Source organism: Novosphingobium meiothermophilum, from assembly GCF_003171715.1.
Lineage (GTDB): Bacteria > Pseudomonadota > Alphaproteobacteria > Sphingomonadales > Sphingomonadaceae > Novosphingobium > Novosphingobium meiothermophilum.
Map to the genome: position 1 here is coordinate 603,656 of NZ_QGHL01000007.1, position 18,886 is coordinate 622,541.

Annotated in this window: 15 protein-coding genes; 8 read left to right on the forward strand and 7 right to left on the reverse strand. The window is 64.6% G+C overall.

Annotated elements, in window-relative coordinates; translation table 11 throughout:
- Positions 1–49 precede the first annotated feature (49 nt).
- Together DKM43_RS06920 and DKM43_RS06925 are read right to left on the reverse strand one after the other, a co-directional pair.
- Positions 50–2,623, reverse strand: coding sequence for an ABC transporter permease (locus DKM43_RS06920; protein WP_109797693.1), 2,574 nt, complete (start codon positions 2,621–2,623; stop codon positions 50–52).
- Positions 2,620–3,324, reverse strand: a complete 705-nt coding sequence (locus tag DKM43_RS06925) for an ABC transporter ATP-binding protein (protein ID WP_109797694.1) — start codon at positions 3,322–3,324, stop codon at positions 2,620–2,622. Before DKM43_RS06925 ends, DKM43_RS06920 begins: the two co-directional genes overlap by 4 nt.
- 68 nt (positions 3,325–3,392) lie before the next feature.
- Here DKM43_RS06925 and DKM43_RS06930 point away from each other — a divergent pair, with 68 nt between their 5' ends.
- The 5 genes from DKM43_RS06930 to lexA all read left to right on the forward strand — a co-directional run bounded on the left by DKM43_RS06930 (position 3,393) and on the right by lexA (position 6,712).
- A complete protein-coding gene (locus DKM43_RS06930) occupies positions 3,393–4,097 on the forward strand; it encodes an arylesterase (RefSeq protein ID WP_109797695.1) in 705 nt (234 codons plus the stop codon).
- Positions 4,098–4,203: 106 nt separating this feature from the next.
- Positions 4,204–4,677, forward strand: coding sequence for a cyclic pyranopterin monophosphate synthase MoaC (moaC, locus tag DKM43_RS06935; RefSeq protein ID WP_109797696.1), 474 nt, complete (start codon positions 4,204–4,206; stop codon positions 4,675–4,677).
- Positions 4,674–5,894, forward strand: coding sequence for a molybdopterin molybdotransferase MoeA (locus DKM43_RS06940; protein WP_109797697.1), 1,221 nt, complete (start codon positions 4,674–4,676; stop codon positions 5,892–5,894). Before moaC ends, DKM43_RS06940 begins: the two co-directional genes overlap by 4 nt.
- Complete coding sequence (locus DKM43_RS16460; protein WP_161554047.1) at positions 5,878–6,033, forward strand: hypothetical protein; 156 nt, start codon at positions 5,878–5,880, stop codon at positions 6,031–6,033. Before DKM43_RS06940 ends, DKM43_RS16460 begins: the two co-directional genes overlap by 17 nt.
- A complete protein-coding gene (gene lexA, locus DKM43_RS06945; protein ID WP_109797698.1) occupies positions 6,011–6,712 on the forward strand; it encodes a transcriptional repressor LexA in 702 nt (233 codons plus the stop codon). Before DKM43_RS16460 ends, lexA begins: the two co-directional genes overlap by 23 nt.
- Here the strand turns inward: lexA and DKM43_RS06950 are convergent.
- Positions 6,703–9,270, reverse strand: coding sequence for a ComEC/Rec2 family competence protein (locus DKM43_RS06950; RefSeq protein WP_109797699.1), 2,568 nt, complete (start codon positions 9,268–9,270; stop codon positions 6,703–6,705). The genes lexA and DKM43_RS06950 overlap by 10 nt on opposite strands.
- Positions 9,271–9,299: 29 nt before the next feature.
- On the opposite strand from DKM43_RS06950, the gene gltX reads away from it, so the two are divergent.
- Together gltX and DKM43_RS06960 are read left to right on the forward strand one after the other, a co-directional pair.
- Complete coding sequence (gene gltX, locus DKM43_RS06955; RefSeq protein WP_109797700.1) at positions 9,300–10,763, forward strand: glutamate--tRNA ligase; 1,464 nt, start codon at positions 9,300–9,302, stop codon at positions 10,761–10,763.
- A 47-nt stretch (positions 10,764–10,810) separates the two neighbouring features.
- A complete protein-coding gene (locus tag DKM43_RS06960; protein ID WP_109797701.1) occupies positions 10,811–12,097 on the forward strand; it encodes a citrate synthase in 1,287 nt (428 codons plus the stop codon).
- Between the two features lie 126 nt (positions 12,098–12,223).
- Here DKM43_RS06960 and DKM43_RS06965 read toward each other — a convergent pair whose 3' ends face one another.
- The 4 genes from DKM43_RS06965 to DKM43_RS06980 form a co-directional block, all read right to left on the reverse strand.
- Positions 12,224–13,630 carry a sensor histidine kinase gene (locus DKM43_RS06965; protein ID WP_109797702.1) on the reverse strand — a complete coding sequence of 469 codons (1,407 nt, stop codon included), beginning with the start codon at positions 13,628–13,630 and terminating at the stop codon, positions 12,224–12,226.
- A complete protein-coding gene (locus tag DKM43_RS06970) occupies positions 13,611–14,579 on the reverse strand; it encodes a hypothetical protein (RefSeq protein WP_109797703.1) in 969 nt (322 codons plus the stop codon). The genes DKM43_RS06965 and DKM43_RS06970 overlap by 20 nt, the downstream gene beginning before the upstream one ends.
- Before the next feature lie 9 nt (positions 14,580–14,588).
- Positions 14,589–15,848 (reverse strand): hypothetical protein, encoded by a 1,260-nt coding sequence (locus DKM43_RS06975; protein ID WP_109797704.1) that lies wholly within the window; start codon positions 15,846–15,848, stop codon positions 14,589–14,591.
- A 66-nt stretch (positions 15,849–15,914) separates the two neighbouring features.
- Positions 15,915–16,220, reverse strand: a complete 306-nt coding sequence (locus tag DKM43_RS06980) for an Hpt domain-containing protein (protein WP_109797705.1) — start codon at positions 16,218–16,220, stop codon at positions 15,915–15,917.
- A gap of 191 nt (positions 16,221–16,411) precedes the next feature.
- Between DKM43_RS06980 and DKM43_RS06985 the strand changes: the two genes are divergently transcribed.
- Positions 16,412–18,862: a coiled-coil domain-containing protein gene (locus DKM43_RS06985; RefSeq protein ID WP_236632428.1), complete on the forward strand. Its 2,451-nt coding sequence runs from the start codon at positions 16,412–16,414 to the stop codon at positions 18,860–18,862.
- Positions 18,863–18,886 lie beyond the last annotated feature (24 nt).

An 18,886-nucleotide genomic window follows, 5' to 3' on the forward strand; every position in this document is an offset into this window, starting at 1 on the left:
GGGCAAGCGCGACTGACCGGCGATGAACGGCCCGCGGTCGGACGGCACCCTAAAGTTCACGCAGGGCCTGGGCCGGCCGCGTGCGCAGCAGGCCAAGCGAGCCGCCCACCGCAAGAGCCATGATCAGCCCCACGCCCGCCGCCAGCACGCCCAGAATGCGCGGCCAGTCCGGCAACCAGTCGAACTCGAACAGCCAGACCACGATGGCCCACGCCACCCCGCTCCCCAGAAGCAGCGCCAGCAGCGCAAGGATGGCGCCCAGCAGCAGGTATTCGGCCAGAAGCAAGGCCAGAAGCTGCCTGCGGCTTGCCCCCAGCACCCGCAGGATCACGTTGTCATAGGTCTTTCGCTCACGCGCGGCGGCGATCGCACCTGCCAGCACCGCCATGCCGGAAAGCACCGCAACGCTCGCCGCTGCAAGAATGGCCGTGCTCATCTGGCCGAGAATTGCGCGTGCCTGCCCCAGCACCGGACCGATCTCGATCACCGAACTGGAAGGCAGCGCCTTTACCAGACCGCCAAGGATGGCCGCGCGCGTCGCGGCGATCTTTTCGCCTTCGGGCAGGCTGATCGTGGCGGCAAGGTTGTGCGGCGCATCGGCAATGGCATTCGGGCTGAACACGAGCACATAGTTGAAGCCCATGTTCTCCCAGTCGATCCGGCGGAAGGAAGCAATCCGCGCGCTGCGCTCAACCCCCAGAATGGAAACGGATATCCGGTCGCCAAGTCTCAGGTCCAGCGCGGCGCGCAGATCATCGTCAACCGATACCAGCGGTTCGCCCGCATAGTCCCTTGGCCACCACTGCCCCTCGGTCAGGACATTTCCCTGCGGAACTTCGTCGGCATAGGTAAGGCCCCGGTCCCCGCGCAGGGGCCATGCGTTTTCCGGGATCTCCTTGAGATCGGCAACCCGCGTCATCCGGCCTTCCGGACCATAGGCGACGATGCTTCCGCGAAGCGCCGGAACCTTGCGGATTTCCGCGTCCGGTGCCGCGGAACGGATGATCGCATCGAAAGCCGCAACCCTCTCCTGCGGCAGATCGAGAACGAAATAGTCGGGCGCCCGGTTCGGCACGCGGCGCACGATATTGCCATCAAGACTCGTCTGGACCGCCGCGAGCAGCACGAACGCCGATAGACCGAAGCCAAGTGCCACGACCAGCGCCGATGTCTGCGCGCCGGGGCGGTGGAGATTGGCAAGCGCCATGCGGGAAATCGCACCTCTCGGCCGGGGCAAGTGCGCTGCGATCCGGGCGATTGCCCAGCCCAGCCCCGATAGCAGAAGAAACAGCGCGGCCGCTCCGCCAAGAAAGCCCGCGGCAAGGAGTTTCTGCGGCGCAGTCAGCACGGCCAATGCCGCAATTCCCCCCAGCCCGGCGACGACCGGCAACAGGGCGCCGCGCCAGCCCCCCGCCAGAGGGCTGATCCGCGCCCGCATCAGCGCCATGGCCGGAAACGCGCGTGCGCGCACGAGCGGCGGGGCAGCAAAGGTCAGTGCGATCAACGCCCCGTAGGCCGCCGCCACGGCCAGCGCGGGAACATCGACGACAAGACCCGTCTCGACCGGAAGCAGCCCCTGCAAGGCCCTTCCGATCAGGGGGGTCACGCTCACCCCGATGACCAGCCCGGCCAGGATCGCCAGCGCCGAGGCCACGGCAAGTTGCAAAAGATAGATGCGTGCGATGTCCCGGCTCGATGCGCCAAGGATCTTCAGCGTTGCGATGGAGCCGCGCCGCGCTTCGAGATAGGAATTGACTCCGTTGCCGATACCGATGCCCGCAATCGCCAGTGCCGCCAGCGCCACCAGCACCAGAAACTGGCCCATGCGCGAAACGAACCGGTCCAGACCCGGCGATGCCTTCTCCCGCGTGCGCACTTCATACCCGGCGAGCGGAAAACGCGCCTTGATGCCCTCGCCCAGCGCCGCAGGATCGGCCCCGTCAGCAAGCCGCAACCGCAACTTCCATCGCACCATCGAACCGGGCTGCACCAGCTTGGAGGCTTCGAGCGCTTCGCGGCTGATGATGACAGTAGGCCCCAGCGAGAAACCTTCGGCCAGTCTGTCCGGTTCGGCGGCAATGATGCCCCCAACCTTGAGCGATGCTTCCCCCACAAGCAGCGCGTCGCCCATCTTCACACCAAGCCGATCGGCAACGCCCGGTGCAATCCATGCCGTCATGCCCGTGGGCGCGCCCGCTTCGCGGACCGTGGCCGCTGATGCGCTGTCCTGAAGCGTGAAACGGCCATAAAGCGGCCAGCGGGCGTCAACAGCCTTCAGTTCCACAGGCGTGGTGCGGGTCTGCTCGCCCGGCAAACGTGCCATGGCCTGAAGCCTCGCGCCTTCGGAAAGCTCGCCCAGCGCGGCAATCGCGGCCCGCTCCTCAGGCGCTGGCGTGCGCGCGGCAAGCGTGAACTCCAGGTCGGCGCCAAGCATTTCCCTCCCGCGCGCAACCAGTTCGCGCTCGATCGCGCCGGTCAGCGTGCCGATTGCCGCCAGCGCCGCAGTGCCCAGCACCAGACAGACCAGCAGCAGCCGCAGACCCTTGAACCGCCAGTCCAGCCCGCGCCGTGCGATTCGCCAAGCCGCGCGCCACGTCAGCGCCGAGTCCGCGGCCTCGCTCATGCGGCAGGGTCCGATCCACTGTCCGATACGATCCTGCCATCTGCCAGACGCACGATCCGGCTGCACCGTGCTGCCAGCGCTTCGTCGTGCGTCACCATGATGAAAGTGGCACCCGCATCGCCAGCGCGGGCGAAAAGAAGATCCGCCACCGCTTCGCCGGTTGCATGGTCAAGGTTACCGGTCGGCTCGTCGGCAAAGAGGATGGCGGGGCGCGGAGCGAGCGCGCGGGCAATCGCCACGCGCTGCTGCTCACCCCCGGAAAGCTGCGCCGGATAGTGGTGAAGACGATGCCCCAGCCCAACCGCCGCAAGCTCGGCCTCGGCCCGCGCCATGGCATCCTCGATTCCGGCCAGCTCAAGCGGTGTCGCCACGTTCTCGACAGCGGTCATCGTGGGCAGGAGATGGAACGCCTGAAGCACGATGCCGATACGCCCCCGCCGCGCGGCCGCAAGGCCATCTTCATCCAGCGCCGCAAAATCGGCACCTGCCACATGAAGACTGCCGCTGCTCGCGCGCTCAAGTCCGGAAAGGATGGCCAGCAACGACGATTTGCCCGAACCCGAAGGCCCAAGTAGCGCCAGTGCCTCGCCGGACATGACGCGTAGATCGATGCCGCGCAGGATGTCCACCCTCGCCTCGCCAGTTCCAAGCGAAAGCGTGAGGGCGGAAGCGGTGATGACCGGAAGAGGAGAACTTGTCACGGGCCTCAGGTGGCATAGATTGGTTGCAGCGTGCAACCGGCACTTGGGTGCGCGCCGAAGGAGTTTCAATGCGCGTCGCAACCCTGATTTCCACCCTTTTTGCCTGCACCCTGATCGCGGCCTGTTCCTCGAACAGCGCGCAGGATCCCCAGGGTGCCGCTTCTGCCGCAGCGCGCGCGGCGCCCGTTCCGGCCGATGCGCCCGTCATTCTCGCTTTTGGCGACAGTCTCTATGCAGGATACAACCTGCAACCGGGCGAAGGCTTTCCGCCAAGGCTGGAAGCGGCACTCAATGCGGCTGGAACGCCCGCGCGGGTGGTCAATGCCGGGGTCTCTGGCGACACCACTGCGGCGGCACGGCAAAGGCTTGCATTCACGCTCGACAACCAGCCGGTAAAGCCCGCACTGGCGCTGGTCGGGCTCGGCGGCAACGACATGCTGCGCGGCCTTCCCCCTGAGGAAACCCGTGCCAATCTCGATGCCATTCTCGACGAGTTCGACAAGCGGAAAATCCCCGTGGTGCTGACAGGAATGCTCGCTGCGCCCAATCTGGGAGAGGACTATACCCGCCGCTTCAACCCGATCTGGCCAGAGCTTGCCAAGAAGCACAAGGCGGGCCTCGTGCCCTTCTTCCTTGAACCGGTGCTGGGCAATCGCGCGCTCATGCTTGAGGACAACATTCATCCCAATGCCGAAGGGGTGAACCGGATCGTCGCGGCAACGCAGGAACAGATTGCCAGGGCGCTCAAAGAGGCAACAGCCAAGGCGCAGTAAGCTGCCGAAGTCATGCGGAAGCCTTGAAAAGCTGCCACGATCCGGCCATTGCGGCCATGCGGCACACGCCGTTCAGCCAACCCAGATGCGCCACCGAGAGGACGGGATGAGCGGATTGAGCCACATTGATGCCGCCGGAACAGCCCGCATGGTGGACACCGGCGGCAAGCCCGAAACCCGGCGCGTGGCCATCGCCCGCGGCATGATCCGGATGAGCGCGGAAGCGCTGGCGGCGGTGCAATCGGGCAATGGCCCGAAGGGGGAAGTGCTGGGCCCGGCAAGAGTTGCCGGAATCATGGCTGCCAAGCGGACGGGCGACCTCATCCCGCTCTGCCATCCGCTTGCGCTCGATGCGGTGAATATCGATTTCGCGTTCGGCAGTGGCTGCGTGGAATGCACCGCCACGGCATCGCTTACCGGAAAGACCGGGGTCGAGATGGAAGCGCTCACTGCCGTGTCCCTCGCGCTCCTGACGATTTACGATATGGCCAAGGCGCTGGACAAGGGCATGGTGATCGAAGGCATTCGCCTGATCGAAAAGCGCGGCGGAAAGTCCGGCGTCTGGCGACTTGAGGAATGAGAGCGCCGCCCCTCCCCCTTGCCGAAGCGCAGGCACGGCTGCTGGCGCTTGCCCCGTCCCTGCCCGTGGAGGAGCGCAAGGTGGCAGACTGCCTGGGCCACTATCTTGGTGCGCCGCTGCGCGCACGGCGAATGCAGCCCGCCGCGCCGCTTTCCGCCATGGACGGCTATGCCTTGCGCAGCGCCGATCTGCCGGGGCCGTGGCGCATCATTGGCGAAAGTGCGGCCGGCCATCCCTTTGGCGGAACGGTCGGCACGAACGAGGCGGTGCGGATCAGCACCGGCGCAATCGTTCCCGAAGGCGCGGACATGGTCCTGCTTCAGGAAGATGCCGAACGTCTGGACCAGGACCTGCGCCTTGCCGGAGAGCAGCCATCGCCCCCGACCCGGCACGTTCGCCCGGCCGGCATGGACTTCGGGAAAGACACCATCCTGCTTGATACTGGCGAACGTCTGGGGCCGGCGCAGATCGCGCTTGCCATCGCGGGCGGGCATGCCGTCCTGCCGGTTCGGCGGCGGCTGAGGCTCACGGTCATCGACAGCGGCGATGAACTGGTTGCACCAGGACAGATGCCCCAGGCCCACCAGATCCCGGCAAGCAATGGTCCCATGCTCTGCGCCATGGCAGGGGCGCTGCCGGTCGATGTCCGTCACATCGGTCCGGTGCCAGACCGGGTCGAAGCGCTCGTCGCGGCCATCGAAAGCTCGCCGGACGCGGACATCATCGTCACCAGCGGCGGCGTTTCGGTGGGCGATCACGACATGGTGCGCCCGGCGCTGGCAAGGCTTGGCGCCTCGACCGATTTCTGGCGCGTCGCGATCAAGCCCGGCAAGCCGCTGCTGGTTGCCCGGCGTGATAGCAAGATCATTCCGGGCCAGATCATCCTGGGATTGCCCGGAAATCCCGCTTCAGCCTTCGTGACGGCATTCCTGTTCCTTTTGCCGCTGCTGCGAGCAGCGCTTGGCGCGAAGGCGCCATTGCCGCATCCGGTCACGGCACGTCTTTCGACCCAGATGGACAGGGGCGGCGGGCGCATGGAGTTCCTTCGCGCCTGCTGGGACGGAGCAGGCGTAAGCCTTCTGCCTTTGCAGGATTCGGGCGCGCTTTCGCCGCTGGCGCGGGCCAATGCGCTGGTCATGCGCCCTGCCATGGCAGAGCCGCTCGCCCCTGGAACAGATGTTCCGGTCTTCCTGCTCGAAAATGGCGGTATTGCTTGACGCGCTGATCAAAGTTGCTTATCCGTTCCGCATTCGTTCGCCGGTTAACGCAAATGTTCCGGCATGGGTAAGCGCCGCGATTTCGCCGGAAGTCGCTTTTGCGGAAGGTGCCGCCAATGTTGACACGCAAGCAGCATGACCTGCTCATGTTCATCCAGACCCGGCTTGAGGAAACCGGCATATCCCCTTCGTTCGAGGAAATGAAGGAAGCGCTCGATCTCAAGTCGAAGTCCGGTGTGCACCGGCTCATCTCCGCGCTGGAAGAACGCGGCTTCATCCGCCGCTTGCCCAATCGCGCGCGCGCGCTGGAAGTTCTGCGCCAGCCCGAAAGCGCGGTTGGCAAGGCTGCGGCTGCACCCCGTGAAGCCGCTGGTTCGATGGTCTCGGCAACATCCCTGCGGGCATCGCCGAAGCCTGCTCCAACGCCTGCCAATGATATCATCGAACTGCCGCTGCACGGCAAGATTGCCGCCGGCGTGCCGATCGAGGCACTGGAAACAACGGCAACTTTGCCGGTACCGGCCGCTCTGCTTGGCGCAGGGGAGCATTATGCGCTGGAGGTTTCCGGCGATTCGATGATCGAAGCGGGGATTTTCGACGGCGATTATGCCCTGGTCCGCAAGACCGATGTCGCCCGCGACGGCGAGATCGTGGTTGCGCTGGTGCGGGGTGAGGAAGCAACGCTCAAGTTCCTCCACCGCGAGAAGGGCATGATCCGCCTTGACCCGGCAAATGCGGCCTATGATCCCCAGTTCTACCGGCCCGAAGAAGTCGCGGTTCAAGGCAAGCTCGCCGGGCTTCTTCGCCGCTACCACTGATCCGCGTTCCCGGCCGCGTGAAGCGCTCCCGCGCGGCGTGACCGACAGCAGAAGGACCGGGCGTTCGGAGGTGGGCAAGCGATCCGGTTGCCCAAATGCCCCTGCCCCCGACTGTCCGCTCGCCGGGAATGAGCCTGCCCTTCTGCGGTGGTTGCTGTAGGCTTGCCCTGCGGCCGTTGCTTCGTGGCGGAACGCTTTTCAGGCGGTGGCCACGGATACCAGCCATGGCAGCCTTGCGTTTGAGACACAGTGCGCAGCGAAAGTTCGGCGACGCTGAAGGGCAATGCTCTGTGGCCTCGCGTTGAGTCCACTGCGCTTTTCAATCCTTCCGAGCCAAGGCCAAGGCTGATGGCTAGCCCGCCGGACCGGGCAAGGAAGGCCCTGTCTGCCTTGAGCAGACGGGGGCGGCAACTTGCAGGCAGGCGGCGATCCGAGATCACGATGTCGGATTTCTCGCAGGCCGCAGCAAGCGCCAGGTCATCGACGTAATTCGCTGACCGCGAAAGGAGCAGGGCAAGATAGCGCTGCCTGCCTGCACCATCCTTGCGGACCAGAACGGCGCTGCAGAAATCCTCCGAACAGCGCGCTCCTGACCATTCGTCCATCGCTCGCACTTCTCCGGCAATTCCCGCGGATTCGCGCAAGTTTTCGCTGACGTATTCACTGCGGCCATTGCGCAGCACGATCAGTTCGGGCCTTGCGGTATCATCCTGTGCGCCTCTTGCAACCATACCGTGCACGCGCCTGGCCGCAGTGGTCGTCGCCCCGGCAGTAGCAGCCTCGCGCAATGCGAGAAGGCCGACATGCCGGCCATCGCCGGTCACGAGGATATCGGGCACTGGCGCCAGAACCATGCCTGCGACTGCCACCGCAGCGGGCAAGGCGCCCCAATAGCGGACCGGCCCGGTCCAGAGCGCCAGCCACAGCATACCACCAATGAAGATGACAAATGCCGATGGCGCGCTCGCGGGAAGCATTGCGGCGGCACCGGGTTGCGATGCAACGAGGTGGGCCAGAGCCAGCAATGCTTCAAGGCTTTTGCCCGCAAACCACCAGACCGGCGCGCCGCCGCCAACAAGGTCCAGCATCAGTGCCAACCCGACAAGCGGCATGATGACAAACGTCGTGAGCGGAATGGCGATCACGTTGGCCAGTGCGCCGTAAACGCCCGCACGGTGAAAGTGGAACAGGCCGATCGGCATGAGAGCCATTTCGATCACCACACCGGTTGCCAGAAGCAGGACCGGGCCGCGCAGCAGCCTTGCCACTGGACCATGATCGTCCCGCGCGAGAAAGCTGCGGACCGGGGCTGCCGAATGGAATGCAATGATGGCGATGACGGCGGCAAAGCTCATCTGGAAACTGGGGCCGAGCAGCGCCTCCGGCCAGAACAGCATCACGATCATGGCCCCGGCAGCAACCATCCGCAACGACAGGGGATCACGGCCAAGCGCGAGCGCAGCCAGAACCAGCAGCGCACCGATACAGGAACGGATCGTAGGAACCTCTGCCCCCGTCAGCAGGGTATAGGCGACGCCTGCAAGAGCGCCGCAAAGCGCGGCGGCAATCGGCACGCGGATCCTGAGTGCGATCCATGGCACAAGCGCCAGAAGGCGCGCCACCAGCCAATACACCGCGCCAACCAGCGCGCTGACATGCAGGCCGCTGATCGAGAGCAGATGCGTGAGCCCGGCATCGCGCATCGCCTCTTCGTCGCCACGGGCAATCGCGCCGCGATCTCCGCTTGCCAGCGCTGCAGCTATGGCGCCCGGCGATCCGGACAGACTGGCCCGCACATGCGCTGCAAGCGATCGCTGGAGCTTGCGCAGGGCAAGACCATCGGGCGACGGACTGATGACCGCCACCTTGCCGAGCACGGTTCCGGTTGCGGCGATCCCATCGAACCAGGCGGTTCGCGCAAAGTCGTATCCGCCCGGAAGCATGGGCGGGGCGGGCGGCATCAAACGGGCGCGCAGACGCAGAACCGCACCTTCGGCAATCTCAGGCCCGTCCTCGACATCGGCGAGATTGACCCTGACCCGCACCGGACGGGCGAACTCTGCCAGACGAACCTGCAAGAGAAGCCGCGTCCTGCCCCTGGCCGGCTCCTCGCGCCGCTCCAGCAGGATTGCGTGAAGATCCGCTACCGCCGGACGCGCGATTCCGGGCTGGCCGACCAGCGCAGATTTCGTCCAGATCGTGGCGCAGCCCGCGCCGATCATGATTGCCATGCCGAAGAGGGCAAGGCGAAGATGCGGCCAGCGCACCGCATTCACACCCAGCACTGCCGCAAGCGCCATGCCCGAAAGCGCGCCCAACAAAGACAGCCAATGCCAGACCGTGGGCAATGCGATCCATGCAAGGATGCCGGCGGCAAAGCCGACGACGAGCCACAATCCACGCTCGAACGGATGCCGTTCAAGGAAATGATCGGCACGATCAAGCATGCTGGACAATCGCCGCAGGATGCCGCAATGCCGCGCGCGTCCGGCCGGGGCAAAGCCCGGATCGGCGGCGGAACGTTCTGCCGCAGGTCCAACTGCCGCCGGGGACGCCATGACATTCACAGGGAAGGAAAGCGCGGCCGATGGCAAGCGCCAGTGATACCGTTTCTGCAGGATCGCCCGCCAAGGGGCATGTCGTCACGCGCTTTGCGCCATCGCCCACCGGCTTCCTGCACATTGGTGGCGCCCGCACCGCGCTGTTCAACTGGCTCTATGCCCGCCACCACGGCGGCAAATACCTTCTGCGCATCGAGGATACCGATCGGGCCCGATCCACTGACGAGGCCATCGCGGCAATCTTCGACGGGCTGAACTGGCTGGGTCTGGGTGGAGACGAGGCGCCCGTTTTCCAGTTTGCGCGCTCTGCCCGCCACGCCGAAGTTGCCCATGCCCTGCTTGAAGCTGGCCATGCCTATCGCTGCTATCTGACCCCGGAAGAACTGGCGCAGCGCCGAGAGAAGGCCCAGGCCGAGCGTCGCCCGTTTCGCATCGACAGCGAATGGCGCGATGCGACGCCCGATCAGTGGCCGCACGACGCGCCATATGTCGTGCGAGTCAAGGCCCCGCGCGATGGCGAGACGACCATAGCCGATCAGGTGCAGGGCGCGATCACGGTCCAGAATACGGAACTGGATGATTTCGTCATCCTGCGTTCGGATGGAACGCCCACCTACATGCTGGCCGTGGTGGTCGACGACCACGACATGGGCGTGACCCACGTGATCCGTGGCGACGACCATATCAACAACGCCTTCCGGCAGCTTGTGGTAATCCGCGCGATGAACGCGATCGAAGGCGACTGGCCCGATCCGGTTTATGCGCACATTCCGCTGATCCATGGGGCGGACGGCGCGAAGCTTTCAAAGCGTCACGGGGCGCTCGGCGTCGATGCCTACCGCGATGAAATGGGGCTTCTACCCGAAGCGGTGTTCAACTACCTGCTGCGTCTGGGCTGGGGCCATGGCGACGAGGAGATCATCAGCCGCGAACAGGCCGTGGAGTGGTTCGACATCGCCGATGTGAACAAGGGCGCTTCCCGGTTTGACATCAAGAAGCTGCTCAACCTGAACGGGCACTACCTGCGCGAGGCAAACGATGCCCGCCTTGCCGGGCTGGTGGCGCCGCGACTGGCGGCTGCCGAACCCGGTTTCTCCTCCGAAACCGGGCTTGATCTCCTGACACGGGCCATGCCGGTCCTCAAGATCCGGGCGGCCGATCTCAACGAACTTGCCGCCGGGGCGGCATTCCTGTTCGCCCGGCGTCCACTCGCCATGACGGAAAAGGCCGCCGCGCTTCTCACCGAAGAAGCAAAGGCGCTCCTGGCCCAGGTCGTTGCGGCGCTGGAAGCCGAAAACGGCTGGACAACCGAGGGGCTGGAGGCCACGGTAAAACAAATGGCCGAGGAGCTTGGGACAGGTTTGGGCAAGATCGCCCAACCGTTGCGCGCAAGCCTGACGGGACAGACTACCTCGCCGGGTATTTTCGACGTATTGGCCCTGCTCGGGAAGGACGAATCGCTGGCGCGCATTCGCGATCAGTTGGTTTGACCGTGGGCAGGGCTTTGTAAGGGCACAAGAAAAAGGAGAGCTTAGGCGTGAGCGACAATCAGGCTTCGTTGACGGCAGGAGGCAAGTCCCTCGACATGCCGATCAAAAGCGGCACGATCGGACCCGACGTAATCGATATCCGCAAGCTCTATGCACAGACCGGGATGTTCACCTATGACCCCGGCTTCACCTCGACGGCAAGCTGCGATTCCGCACTGACCTATATCGATGGCGATGAAGGCGTTCTGCTTCATCGCGGCTATCCCATCGGCCAGCTGGCCGAACATTCCAGCTTCATGGAAGTCAGCTATCTTCTGCTCAACGGCGAGTTGCCCAGCCAGCAGGAACTTGCCGATTTCAGCCGCACCATCACCCGGCACACCATGCTGCACGAGCAGCTTTCCACCTTCTATCGCGGCTTCCGTCGCGATGCGCACCCGATGGCGATCATGTGCGGCGTGGTGGGCGCGCTTTCGGCCTTCTATCACGACAGCACCGACATTTCCGATCCGCAGCACCGCAAGATCAGCTCGCACCGACTGATCGCCAAGATGCCGACCATCGCGGCCATGGCCTACAAGTATTCGGTGGGGCAGCCTTTCGTCTATCCCGACAACAAGCTGTCCTACACCGGCAATTTCCTGAAGATGACTTTTGGCGTCCCGGCCGAGGAATACGAAGTGATTCCGGAAGTCGAAAAGGCACTGGACCGGATCTTCATCCTCCACGCCGACCACGAACAGAACGCATCGACCTCGACCGTGCGTCTGGCCGGTTCTTCGGGCGCCAACCCGTTTGCCTGCATCGCGGCGGGCATCGCCTGCCTGTGGGGCCCGGCACACGGCGGGGCCAATGAAGCCGCGCTCAACATGCTGAAGGAAATCGGCACGCCCGACCGCATCCAGCATTACATCGAGCGCGCCAAGGACAAGAACGATCCGTTCCGCCTGATGGGCTTCGGCCACCGCGTCTACAAGAACTACGATCCGCGCGCCACGGTGATGCAGCAGACCGTGCGCGAAGTCTTTGCGGCGCTGAACGTGCAGGATCCGCTGTTCGAAACTGCGCTGCGGCTTGAGGAAATCGCGCTGAGCGATCCGTATTTCATCGAGAAGAAGCTGTTCCCGAACGTCGATTTCTATTCGGGCATCATCCTCTCGGCGATCGGTTTCCCGACCACCATGTTCACTGTGCTCTTCGCGCTTGCCCGCACCGTGGGCTGGGTGGCGCAGTGGAACGAAATGATCAGCGATCCCGGCCAGAAGATCGGCCGTCCGCGTCAGCTCTACACCGGACCGACGCAGCGCGACTACGTCCCCCTCAGCCAGCGCTGATCGGAAGGCAGGCAACAAGGCGGCGGGATGGACGGGCTGAACAGCCTGTCCATCCCGCCGCTTCTGTTATCCAAGGGGTGATAATGAACAACAAAGGCGGCGGTGCAGAAGCGGTCGCGTGTTCGGCTATGCGCTGGCGCGCATCTCCTGACCGGAGGGTAGGCTCAGGACGAACCTGGCGCCGGTTGAATGGGGATCGTCCCTGGCAGAAACGACGGACAGGTCGCCATGCATGGCCCTTGCCAGTTTCCGGGAAATGTAGAGACCAAGGCCGCTCCCGCCATCGCCGCTGCGGCCGAGGCGCTCGAACTTGTCGAAAACCTTCTCCGCTTCATCGGGGGAAAGCCCGCTGCCCTCATCGCTGACTGCAAGCCATGATTGCCGCCCATCGCTGCCGCCTTCGATGGTGATCGTGGTTCCTTGCGGAGAATAGCGGATGGCGTTCCCGATCAGGTTCAGCAGGATCTGCAATACGCGCCGAAACTCGCCGCTGGCCGGAATGAGCGTATCCGGGCCGGGAACATGGACTGCTATACCCTTTTCCCTTGCGCGCACGCCCAGAATGCCCGCGGCGCGGCGCGCGCAATCGGCAAGGTCGATATCATCCACCGCCGGAGCGAAACTCTCGTCCTCGACCGTTTCCAGATCGGAAAGATCTTCCACCAGCGAAAGCAGGTGGCGGCCCGCATCGGCAATGTCGGCGGCATAGCCAACATACTGTTCCGCAATCGGTCCAGCCAGACGGGTCCGGATCGTCTCGGCGTTTGCCACGATGCGATTTATCGGCATGCGCAGCGCAGGTGCCAGCTTGCTGCCAAGCAACCCCTTCCAGTCAAGAGCCGCATCCTCGCTTGGCGCCTTCACGCCCTCCTCCGCCGCTTCTGGTGCCAGCACCGTGGTGGCCACCAGCAAGAGTTCGAAACCTGCCTGATCGAGCGGGAGGAGATGCGCCGTCCACTTTCGCGGCGAGCCGGAAACCGCGACCGTGCATTGATCAAGCAGCCGCCAGTGCAAAGGCTGGCGATGCGCATTGCCGGGCAATGTCACGAGATCGGTCCAGTATCGGCCAAAGCCCTGTTCCAGCCCGGCAGCCAGTTCGGCAAGGTCTGCCGCTTCGGCATGGCCCGAAATCACACGCTGTTCGGCATCAAGCACGATGTGCGCTTCGGCAAGTTGCCGCAAGAGCGAGGGATCGTGCAAAGCTCCGCCGCTGGCCGACCAGTGATCGGCCGAGAGACGCCACCGGGTTATGGCGATGCGGGTGCCATCCTCGCACGGGCTGACGCGCGCGTGGAATGTCAGCGGCTGGCCATCATCCTCCACGGCAATCATCTCGGAAAGCGTCGTGCGCGAATGTCGAACCTTGCGCACGAGCAATAGCAGCGGTGCGAGCGCCAGCGTGCCTGGATAGGCACCGCCAAGACGCACCTGTAACCCTGCAAGTGCCTCGTCCGCCTCGACGAGGCGGTCATGGGCATCGCAACGGCCGCTGATTGGCCCGACGCCTGTCACCTCAACCGCCTGCCCCGCCATGCGCGCCGGTCAGCATCGCGCCAGCGCGCGCAGGTGTAAGACCCGCAGGAACCGGCGGCGCGATTGTTTCCGGGAAGAACGCGGCAAAAGCGGTTGCGATCTGCTCCTGCCTGGCACCGGCAGCGATCATCGCCAGGAAAAACCGCGCCATCTGGCTTTCCGTGGTGCACATTATGGCCATTTCGCGGGTCAGCCCGGTCCGCACCGAGAGCGCCGTGAGAAAGAGCGCCGCGCCCGAATGCTCGATATCAAGCGGCCGTTCGCCGCCCGACTGGGGCAGCGACACTGAATAGGCCAGAAGGTCCAGTCGCGATGTTGCGGCAAGCCGCGCCTTGCGCAGTGCCGCCTCGGCAATTTCTGCCGCATCGCGGCCGGCCGGATCATCCGCCACGTAGGCGTGCATGGCAATCATGGCCATCTGGTGCAGTTCGTGCGGAAGCTCAGCCAAGGGGAGCTGCATCCGCCGCAGCCCCTGCCCCGTCCGGGCCTGCGCGGCAAGAAGGTTCATGCCTCTCGCGGCGACATCAGGATCGGGCGAAGCAATCAGTTCCTGCAACATCGGCGGCAGCACCGGATCAATGCCCTGCCTGCCGTGAAGACGGTCCGTAAGCTGCCATTCCAGCGCAAGCATGTGGACGTGATCTAGCAGGGCCTTGTTGCCCGTCAGCATCTCGGCAAGCCCCGGACCGGCTTCATGCGCCCAGCCCGCAGCATCGCGGTGCCCCGCCGCTTCCCCCAGCGCCTGCACAAGCTGCCGCGCCAGATCGGCCATGATGCCTCTGACACGCGCGATTACCTCGTCGCTGAAGATCGAGGTGTCGTCATTTCCAAGCAGGTGCCGCAGAATTGGGCCCATGTGAAACAGGGCCTGATCGGCATGAGCCAGATCTTCCGCCAGGCGCTGCTCGATAACTGCCGGATCGTCGTCAAGAATTGCAGTCGATGCCATGCGATGCTCTTAAGCCCCAGTGGTTAACTGCGGGTTAGGCGAAGCCTTGCCGAACTGAAGATCCCACATGCAACCACCGAGCAGGACCAGCACCGCGACGGCCATCGCAAGGTCGAAAGGCAGCAACAGGCTGGCGCACGCCAGAGCCAGCCCCGCGAGCAGCCGGTCCTTCAGGATCGAGGCCCAGCGCCGATGAGGCAGCGCGAGCGGAACGAGCCGCAAGCTTGCAACCAGCAGGAGAGGAACAAAGGCTGCTGCCCCCGCAGGAAGGCCCGTGATGAGGCGCAATTCGCTGCGCCAGCTCGCCAGTGCCACCAGTGAGGCGTCGATCAGCAGGTGAAATACCGCCGATCCGTGCCTTGTCAGCCCTGCCGCCAGCAACGAATCGCGCTCGACCCTGCCGATCAGGCTGGCGATGCGTTCGATAAACCAGCCCAGACCGACCAGCGCAAAGGCCGTGGCGTGGTATCCCAGCCAGCCCAGACCTGCGGCAAGAAGGAGCACGAGGCCCGCACCAAGCCCGACAAGACCGGGCCGGGTTCCGGCATGAAGCAAGGCCGGGCCGAAGCGCCGCACCCCCGCCACGGCCAAGCGCTCGCCCGGTATCGCCTTGCCCCCATCGCCCGGATCGGTATGCAGGCGCAGCCAGCGCTGCTCTGCCTGCAATGCCTCCGGTTCGCTGCGCACCATTGTCCAGCGGCCATCGTCAAGCATGGCGGAAGGTATGGCCCGCATCGCCGCGCGGGCCTGCACGGCAAGCCGCAGCAGCGCGGACTGCACGTTCCATTCGGGCGGCAAATCGGCAAGACTGGCCACAACACGCCCCGGAAGGCGCATCGCCGCCGCGCTGGCGTGGTTGAGATCGATCCTTTCGAAACCGAGTGGCAAAGCTGTTTCGATCGGCAAGGTCAGAACGGCCGGGCCGCTATCCAGAAAGCCGCGCACGGCATCGGGCATGGCCAGAAGGCCATCGCCCAGCACGATCACATCGTCTTCGGGCAGGATCAGCGGCACTAGGGCACGGGCAGTGGCCACGACATGAAACTGCGCCCCGCCCGCTTCGGCGCAATGCTGAAGGGCAACCAGTTCGGCGCTGATGCCTTCGGCCACGACCACGATACGCTTTGCACCAATATGCAGGGCAAGGCCGATCTGATGACGCAGAAGCGACCTTCCGCCCACAGGCAGAAGGCCCCGCAGCAGTCCGGGCTGGACGCCGGGCTGCGTGGAAGGGACATGTTCGATCAGCGATAGGATTGCGACCCGCAAGAAACTGCCTCCTGACCGCTATCGTAGGGGGTGCGGTCATTGCTGCCAAGGCCGCGCCACAAGTTGTCAGGAGTTAAGCGAAAGCTCCTCCAGCAGCTTCCGCAGGCGGCGCAGCACCGCCGGATCGCCCGGCGCGGTCTCGATCGCCTCATCGGCCAGCGCCATCAGGGCTTCCGCATGAAAACTGGCCGCAAGACCTTTGAGGCGCATGGCCGCAACATGCCAGTTGCCATCGCACCGCGCGCGGGCGAGCAGGTCGATCTGGCGCGCCGCGCTTTCGAGGAAGGCAAGGCGCAACTCCTGCACCAGATGCGGATCGTAGCCCGCCGCAGCGGCAAGGTTCGCATCGAGAGAGCCGCCTTCGTAAGCCATGTCCGGGTGCTAGGGGGGAACACGTTAAGGCGGGGTTTATGCCCCGGTTCAAAACATGTTATGCGATGCGCATGAACGGGGGAACACGGATCATTCCGATCGAAGACGCAGACCGCGAAGGCGGGCCGCGCAAAGCAGACTCGCTTGAAGCCAGCGAAACAATTGCGGGAATGGCGACACCGGCGCATGAAATGGCCACCGCAGATGCCCCGCAGGCAAATGCTTGCCCGGTCGGGACGCCCAGCGCCGGCGCCGGGTGGCCCGGCCTGATACCCGCCATCGTGGCAGCCGCCATTGTGATTGGCTGGACAGCGTTCTTCGTGCACGTGGCCATAATGCCCCAGACCGAGCCGATCCTGCCCCAGCATTGGGCATGGTGGATCAGTCAGTGGGCCGTGCCGGTCCTGCTCGTGATGGTCACGTTTCTGCTGTTCATGCGCACCAGTCGCAAGGAGGCCGCAAGGTTCGCTGATGTGGCCGCCGGGCTGTCGCGCGAATCGGAGCGGCTTGAGCAGCGCCTTCTATCGATCAATACCGAGCTGTCGCTGGCGCGTGATTTCGTGGCGGCGCAATCGCGCGATCTGGAAACGCTGGGCCGCGTGGCGGTTGAGCGTCTGTCCGCGAACGCCAGTCACCTTGAAAATCTTGTATCCCGCAACGGCATGCAGGTTGACCAGATTGCGCAGGTCTCCACCGCCGCGCTCGACAACATGGAAAAGCTGCGCGGCCAGTTGCCGGTCATTGCCAATGCGGCCAAGGACGTAACCAACAATATCGGCAATGCCGGGCGCACGGCCCATCTCCAGCTTGAAGAGCTGGTTTCAGGCTTCCAGCGCCTCAACGAGTTTGGTCTGGCCAGCGAACGTCAGGTCAATTCCTTCCGTGAACGGGTGGATGCTGCGCTTGAACGCTTTTCCGCCTCCGCCGAAAGCCTTGCAAGGCTGGCGGAAGATCGTTTCGAGGCGCTCTCGCGGCAAAGTGCGGATCATCTTGCCCTCCTCTCAAGCGCGGAACAGGACGCGCTCGACCGCTGGCAGGAGCGTTCCGCCATGCAGGCAGCGTCGCTTCGGGAAGCGTTCGCAGAGCTATCGGCCAGTCACGAGGGGCTGGTTGCCGATGCGGCCGGAAGGCTTTCCCGGTTCGAGGACGCGGCGCGCTCGCTCACCGCGATGCTGGAGCAGGAGGCCAAGGCCCTTGACGATGAGCTTGCGCGCAGGCGCGCCGATGCCGAGGCGCAGGCGGCGGCTCTGCGCACCGCGCTCGACGTCCGCCTTTGCGCGATGGATGCCGCCATCGAACAGCGCCGTCTTGCCATGGAGCAGGCCGCGGCCGAAGCGGCAGACGCGCTTGCCGCAAAACTTGCCGGGTTTGATCAGGCCATCGACGCACAGCGCAAGGCGCATCTGGTCGAGGTGGAGACTATTGCCGGACGGATCGAGGAAATCGCACAAAAAATTAAAGGTTTCTCCAGCGTTCTTCAGGAATCGGACAAGCAGGGAGCGCAGACGGCCGCGCTGCTCGACAGGGCCATGGCCGATCTCAACGCGCGATTGGGCGAAGTGCGCCATGCACTTTCGGGAACAGACCTTCAGCTTGGGGAACTGACGGATTCGGCTGTCAGGCTGCTGGAACTGGTGCAGGCCGGAAGCGAGCACACCCGGACCCAGATGCCCGAAGCGCTGCGCAGCACCGAAGCCGGGCTCAAGGGTTTGGAAAACCGCATCTTCACGCTGCGCGACACCTTGCGCGAAGCTGGAGACGGCGGGCGGACTCTTTCGGAAACAGTGGGTTCGGTGCGCAACGATGTTGCCGCCTCGCTGAAAGACATCGAAGCGGCGCAGAAGGTGCTGGCAAACCATGCCGCAAGGCGCAAGAGCGAGCTGGACGCGCTCAGGCAGGCGCTGGCAGATGCCCGCAGCGAAGGGGAAGCCGTTTCCGCCAGCATCGAAGCGCGGCTTGCCGGCGCCATATCCCAGCTTGCGGATGCGGCGGCAACGGCGGGGCAATCCCTTCAGGCAGGCACGGCAGAAGAGATCGAGGCTCTCGCCCGGCAACTTGGCGACCAGACGAGCGAGGCCATGAGCCGTGTGCTCAGAGGCCGCGCCGCCGAACTCGTGGGGCGGCTTGAAGAAGCCATCGATGCGGCTGCTTCCGCGAGCCGGGATACCGTGATCGAAATGCGCGATCAGCTCACCAAGGTGGATGAGCTGGCCGCCAATCTCGAAGCCCGCGTGAGGCAGGCGCGGGAACGCGCGGAAGAGCAGGTCGACAACGACTTTGCCCGGCGTGCGGCGCTCATCACCGAGTCTCTCAATTCATCGGCGATAGACATTGCCAAAGCCCTGTCGGTCGAAGTTTCGGAAACGGCGTGGGCCTCTTATCTGCGCGGCGATCGCGGCATCTTCACGCGCCGCGCCGTGTCGCTTCTGGAGAACGCCGAAGCCAAGGCGGTTCAGGCGCATTACGAGACGGATGGAGATTTCCGCGAGCATGTGAACCGTTACATCCACGATTTCGAAGCCATGCTGCGGCAGCTGCTGTCAACGCGTGACGGTAACGCGCTGGGCGTTACGTTGCTTTCGTCAGACATGGGCAAACTCTACGTTGCGCTTGCCCAGGGGATCGAGCGACTCCGGACATGATGCGGCGGCGCTGATGCAATTTGC

Coding starts and splice junctions, on each gene's coding strand:
- DKM43_RS06970 (WP_109797703.1), bottom strand. CDS start 14,579: ATGGCATCGACTGCAATTCTTGACGACGATCCGGCAGTTATCGAGCAG.
- gltX (WP_109797700.1), top strand. CDS start 9,300: ATGGCAAGCGCCAGTGATACCGTTTCTGCAGGATCGCCCGCCAAGGGG.
- DKM43_RS06980 (WP_109797705.1), bottom strand. CDS start 16,220: ATGGCTTACGAAGGCGGCTCTCTCGATGCGAACCTTGCCGCTGCGGCG.
- DKM43_RS16460 (WP_161554047.1), top strand. CDS start 5,878: ATGGCGGTATTGCTTGACGCGCTGATCAAAGTTGCTTATCCGTTCCGC.
- DKM43_RS06940 (WP_109797697.1), top strand. CDS start 4,674: ATGAGAGCGCCGCCCCTCCCCCTTGCCGAAGCGCAGGCACGGCTGCTG.
- DKM43_RS06950 (WP_109797699.1), bottom strand. CDS start 9,270: ATGGCGTCCCCGGCGGCAGTTGGACCTGCGGCAGAACGTTCCGCCGCC.
- lexA (WP_109797698.1), top strand. CDS start 6,011: ATGTTGACACGCAAGCAGCATGACCTGCTCATGTTCATCCAGACCCGG.
- moaC (WP_109797696.1), top strand. CDS start 4,204: ATGAGCGGATTGAGCCACATTGATGCCGCCGGAACAGCCCGCATGGTG.
- DKM43_RS06985 (WP_236632428.1), top strand. CDS start 16,412: ATGGCCACCGCAGATGCCCCGCAGGCAAATGCTTGCCCGGTCGGGACG.
- DKM43_RS06965 (WP_109797702.1), bottom strand. CDS start 13,630: ATGGCGGGGCAGGCGGTTGAGGTGACAGGCGTCGGGCCAATCAGCGGC.
- DKM43_RS06920 (WP_109797693.1), bottom strand. CDS start 2,623: ATGAGCGAGGCCGCGGACTCGGCGCTGACGTGGCGCGCGGCTTGGCGA.
- DKM43_RS06930 (WP_109797695.1), top strand. CDS start 3,393: ATGCGCGTCGCAACCCTGATTTCCACCCTTTTTGCCTGCACCCTGATC.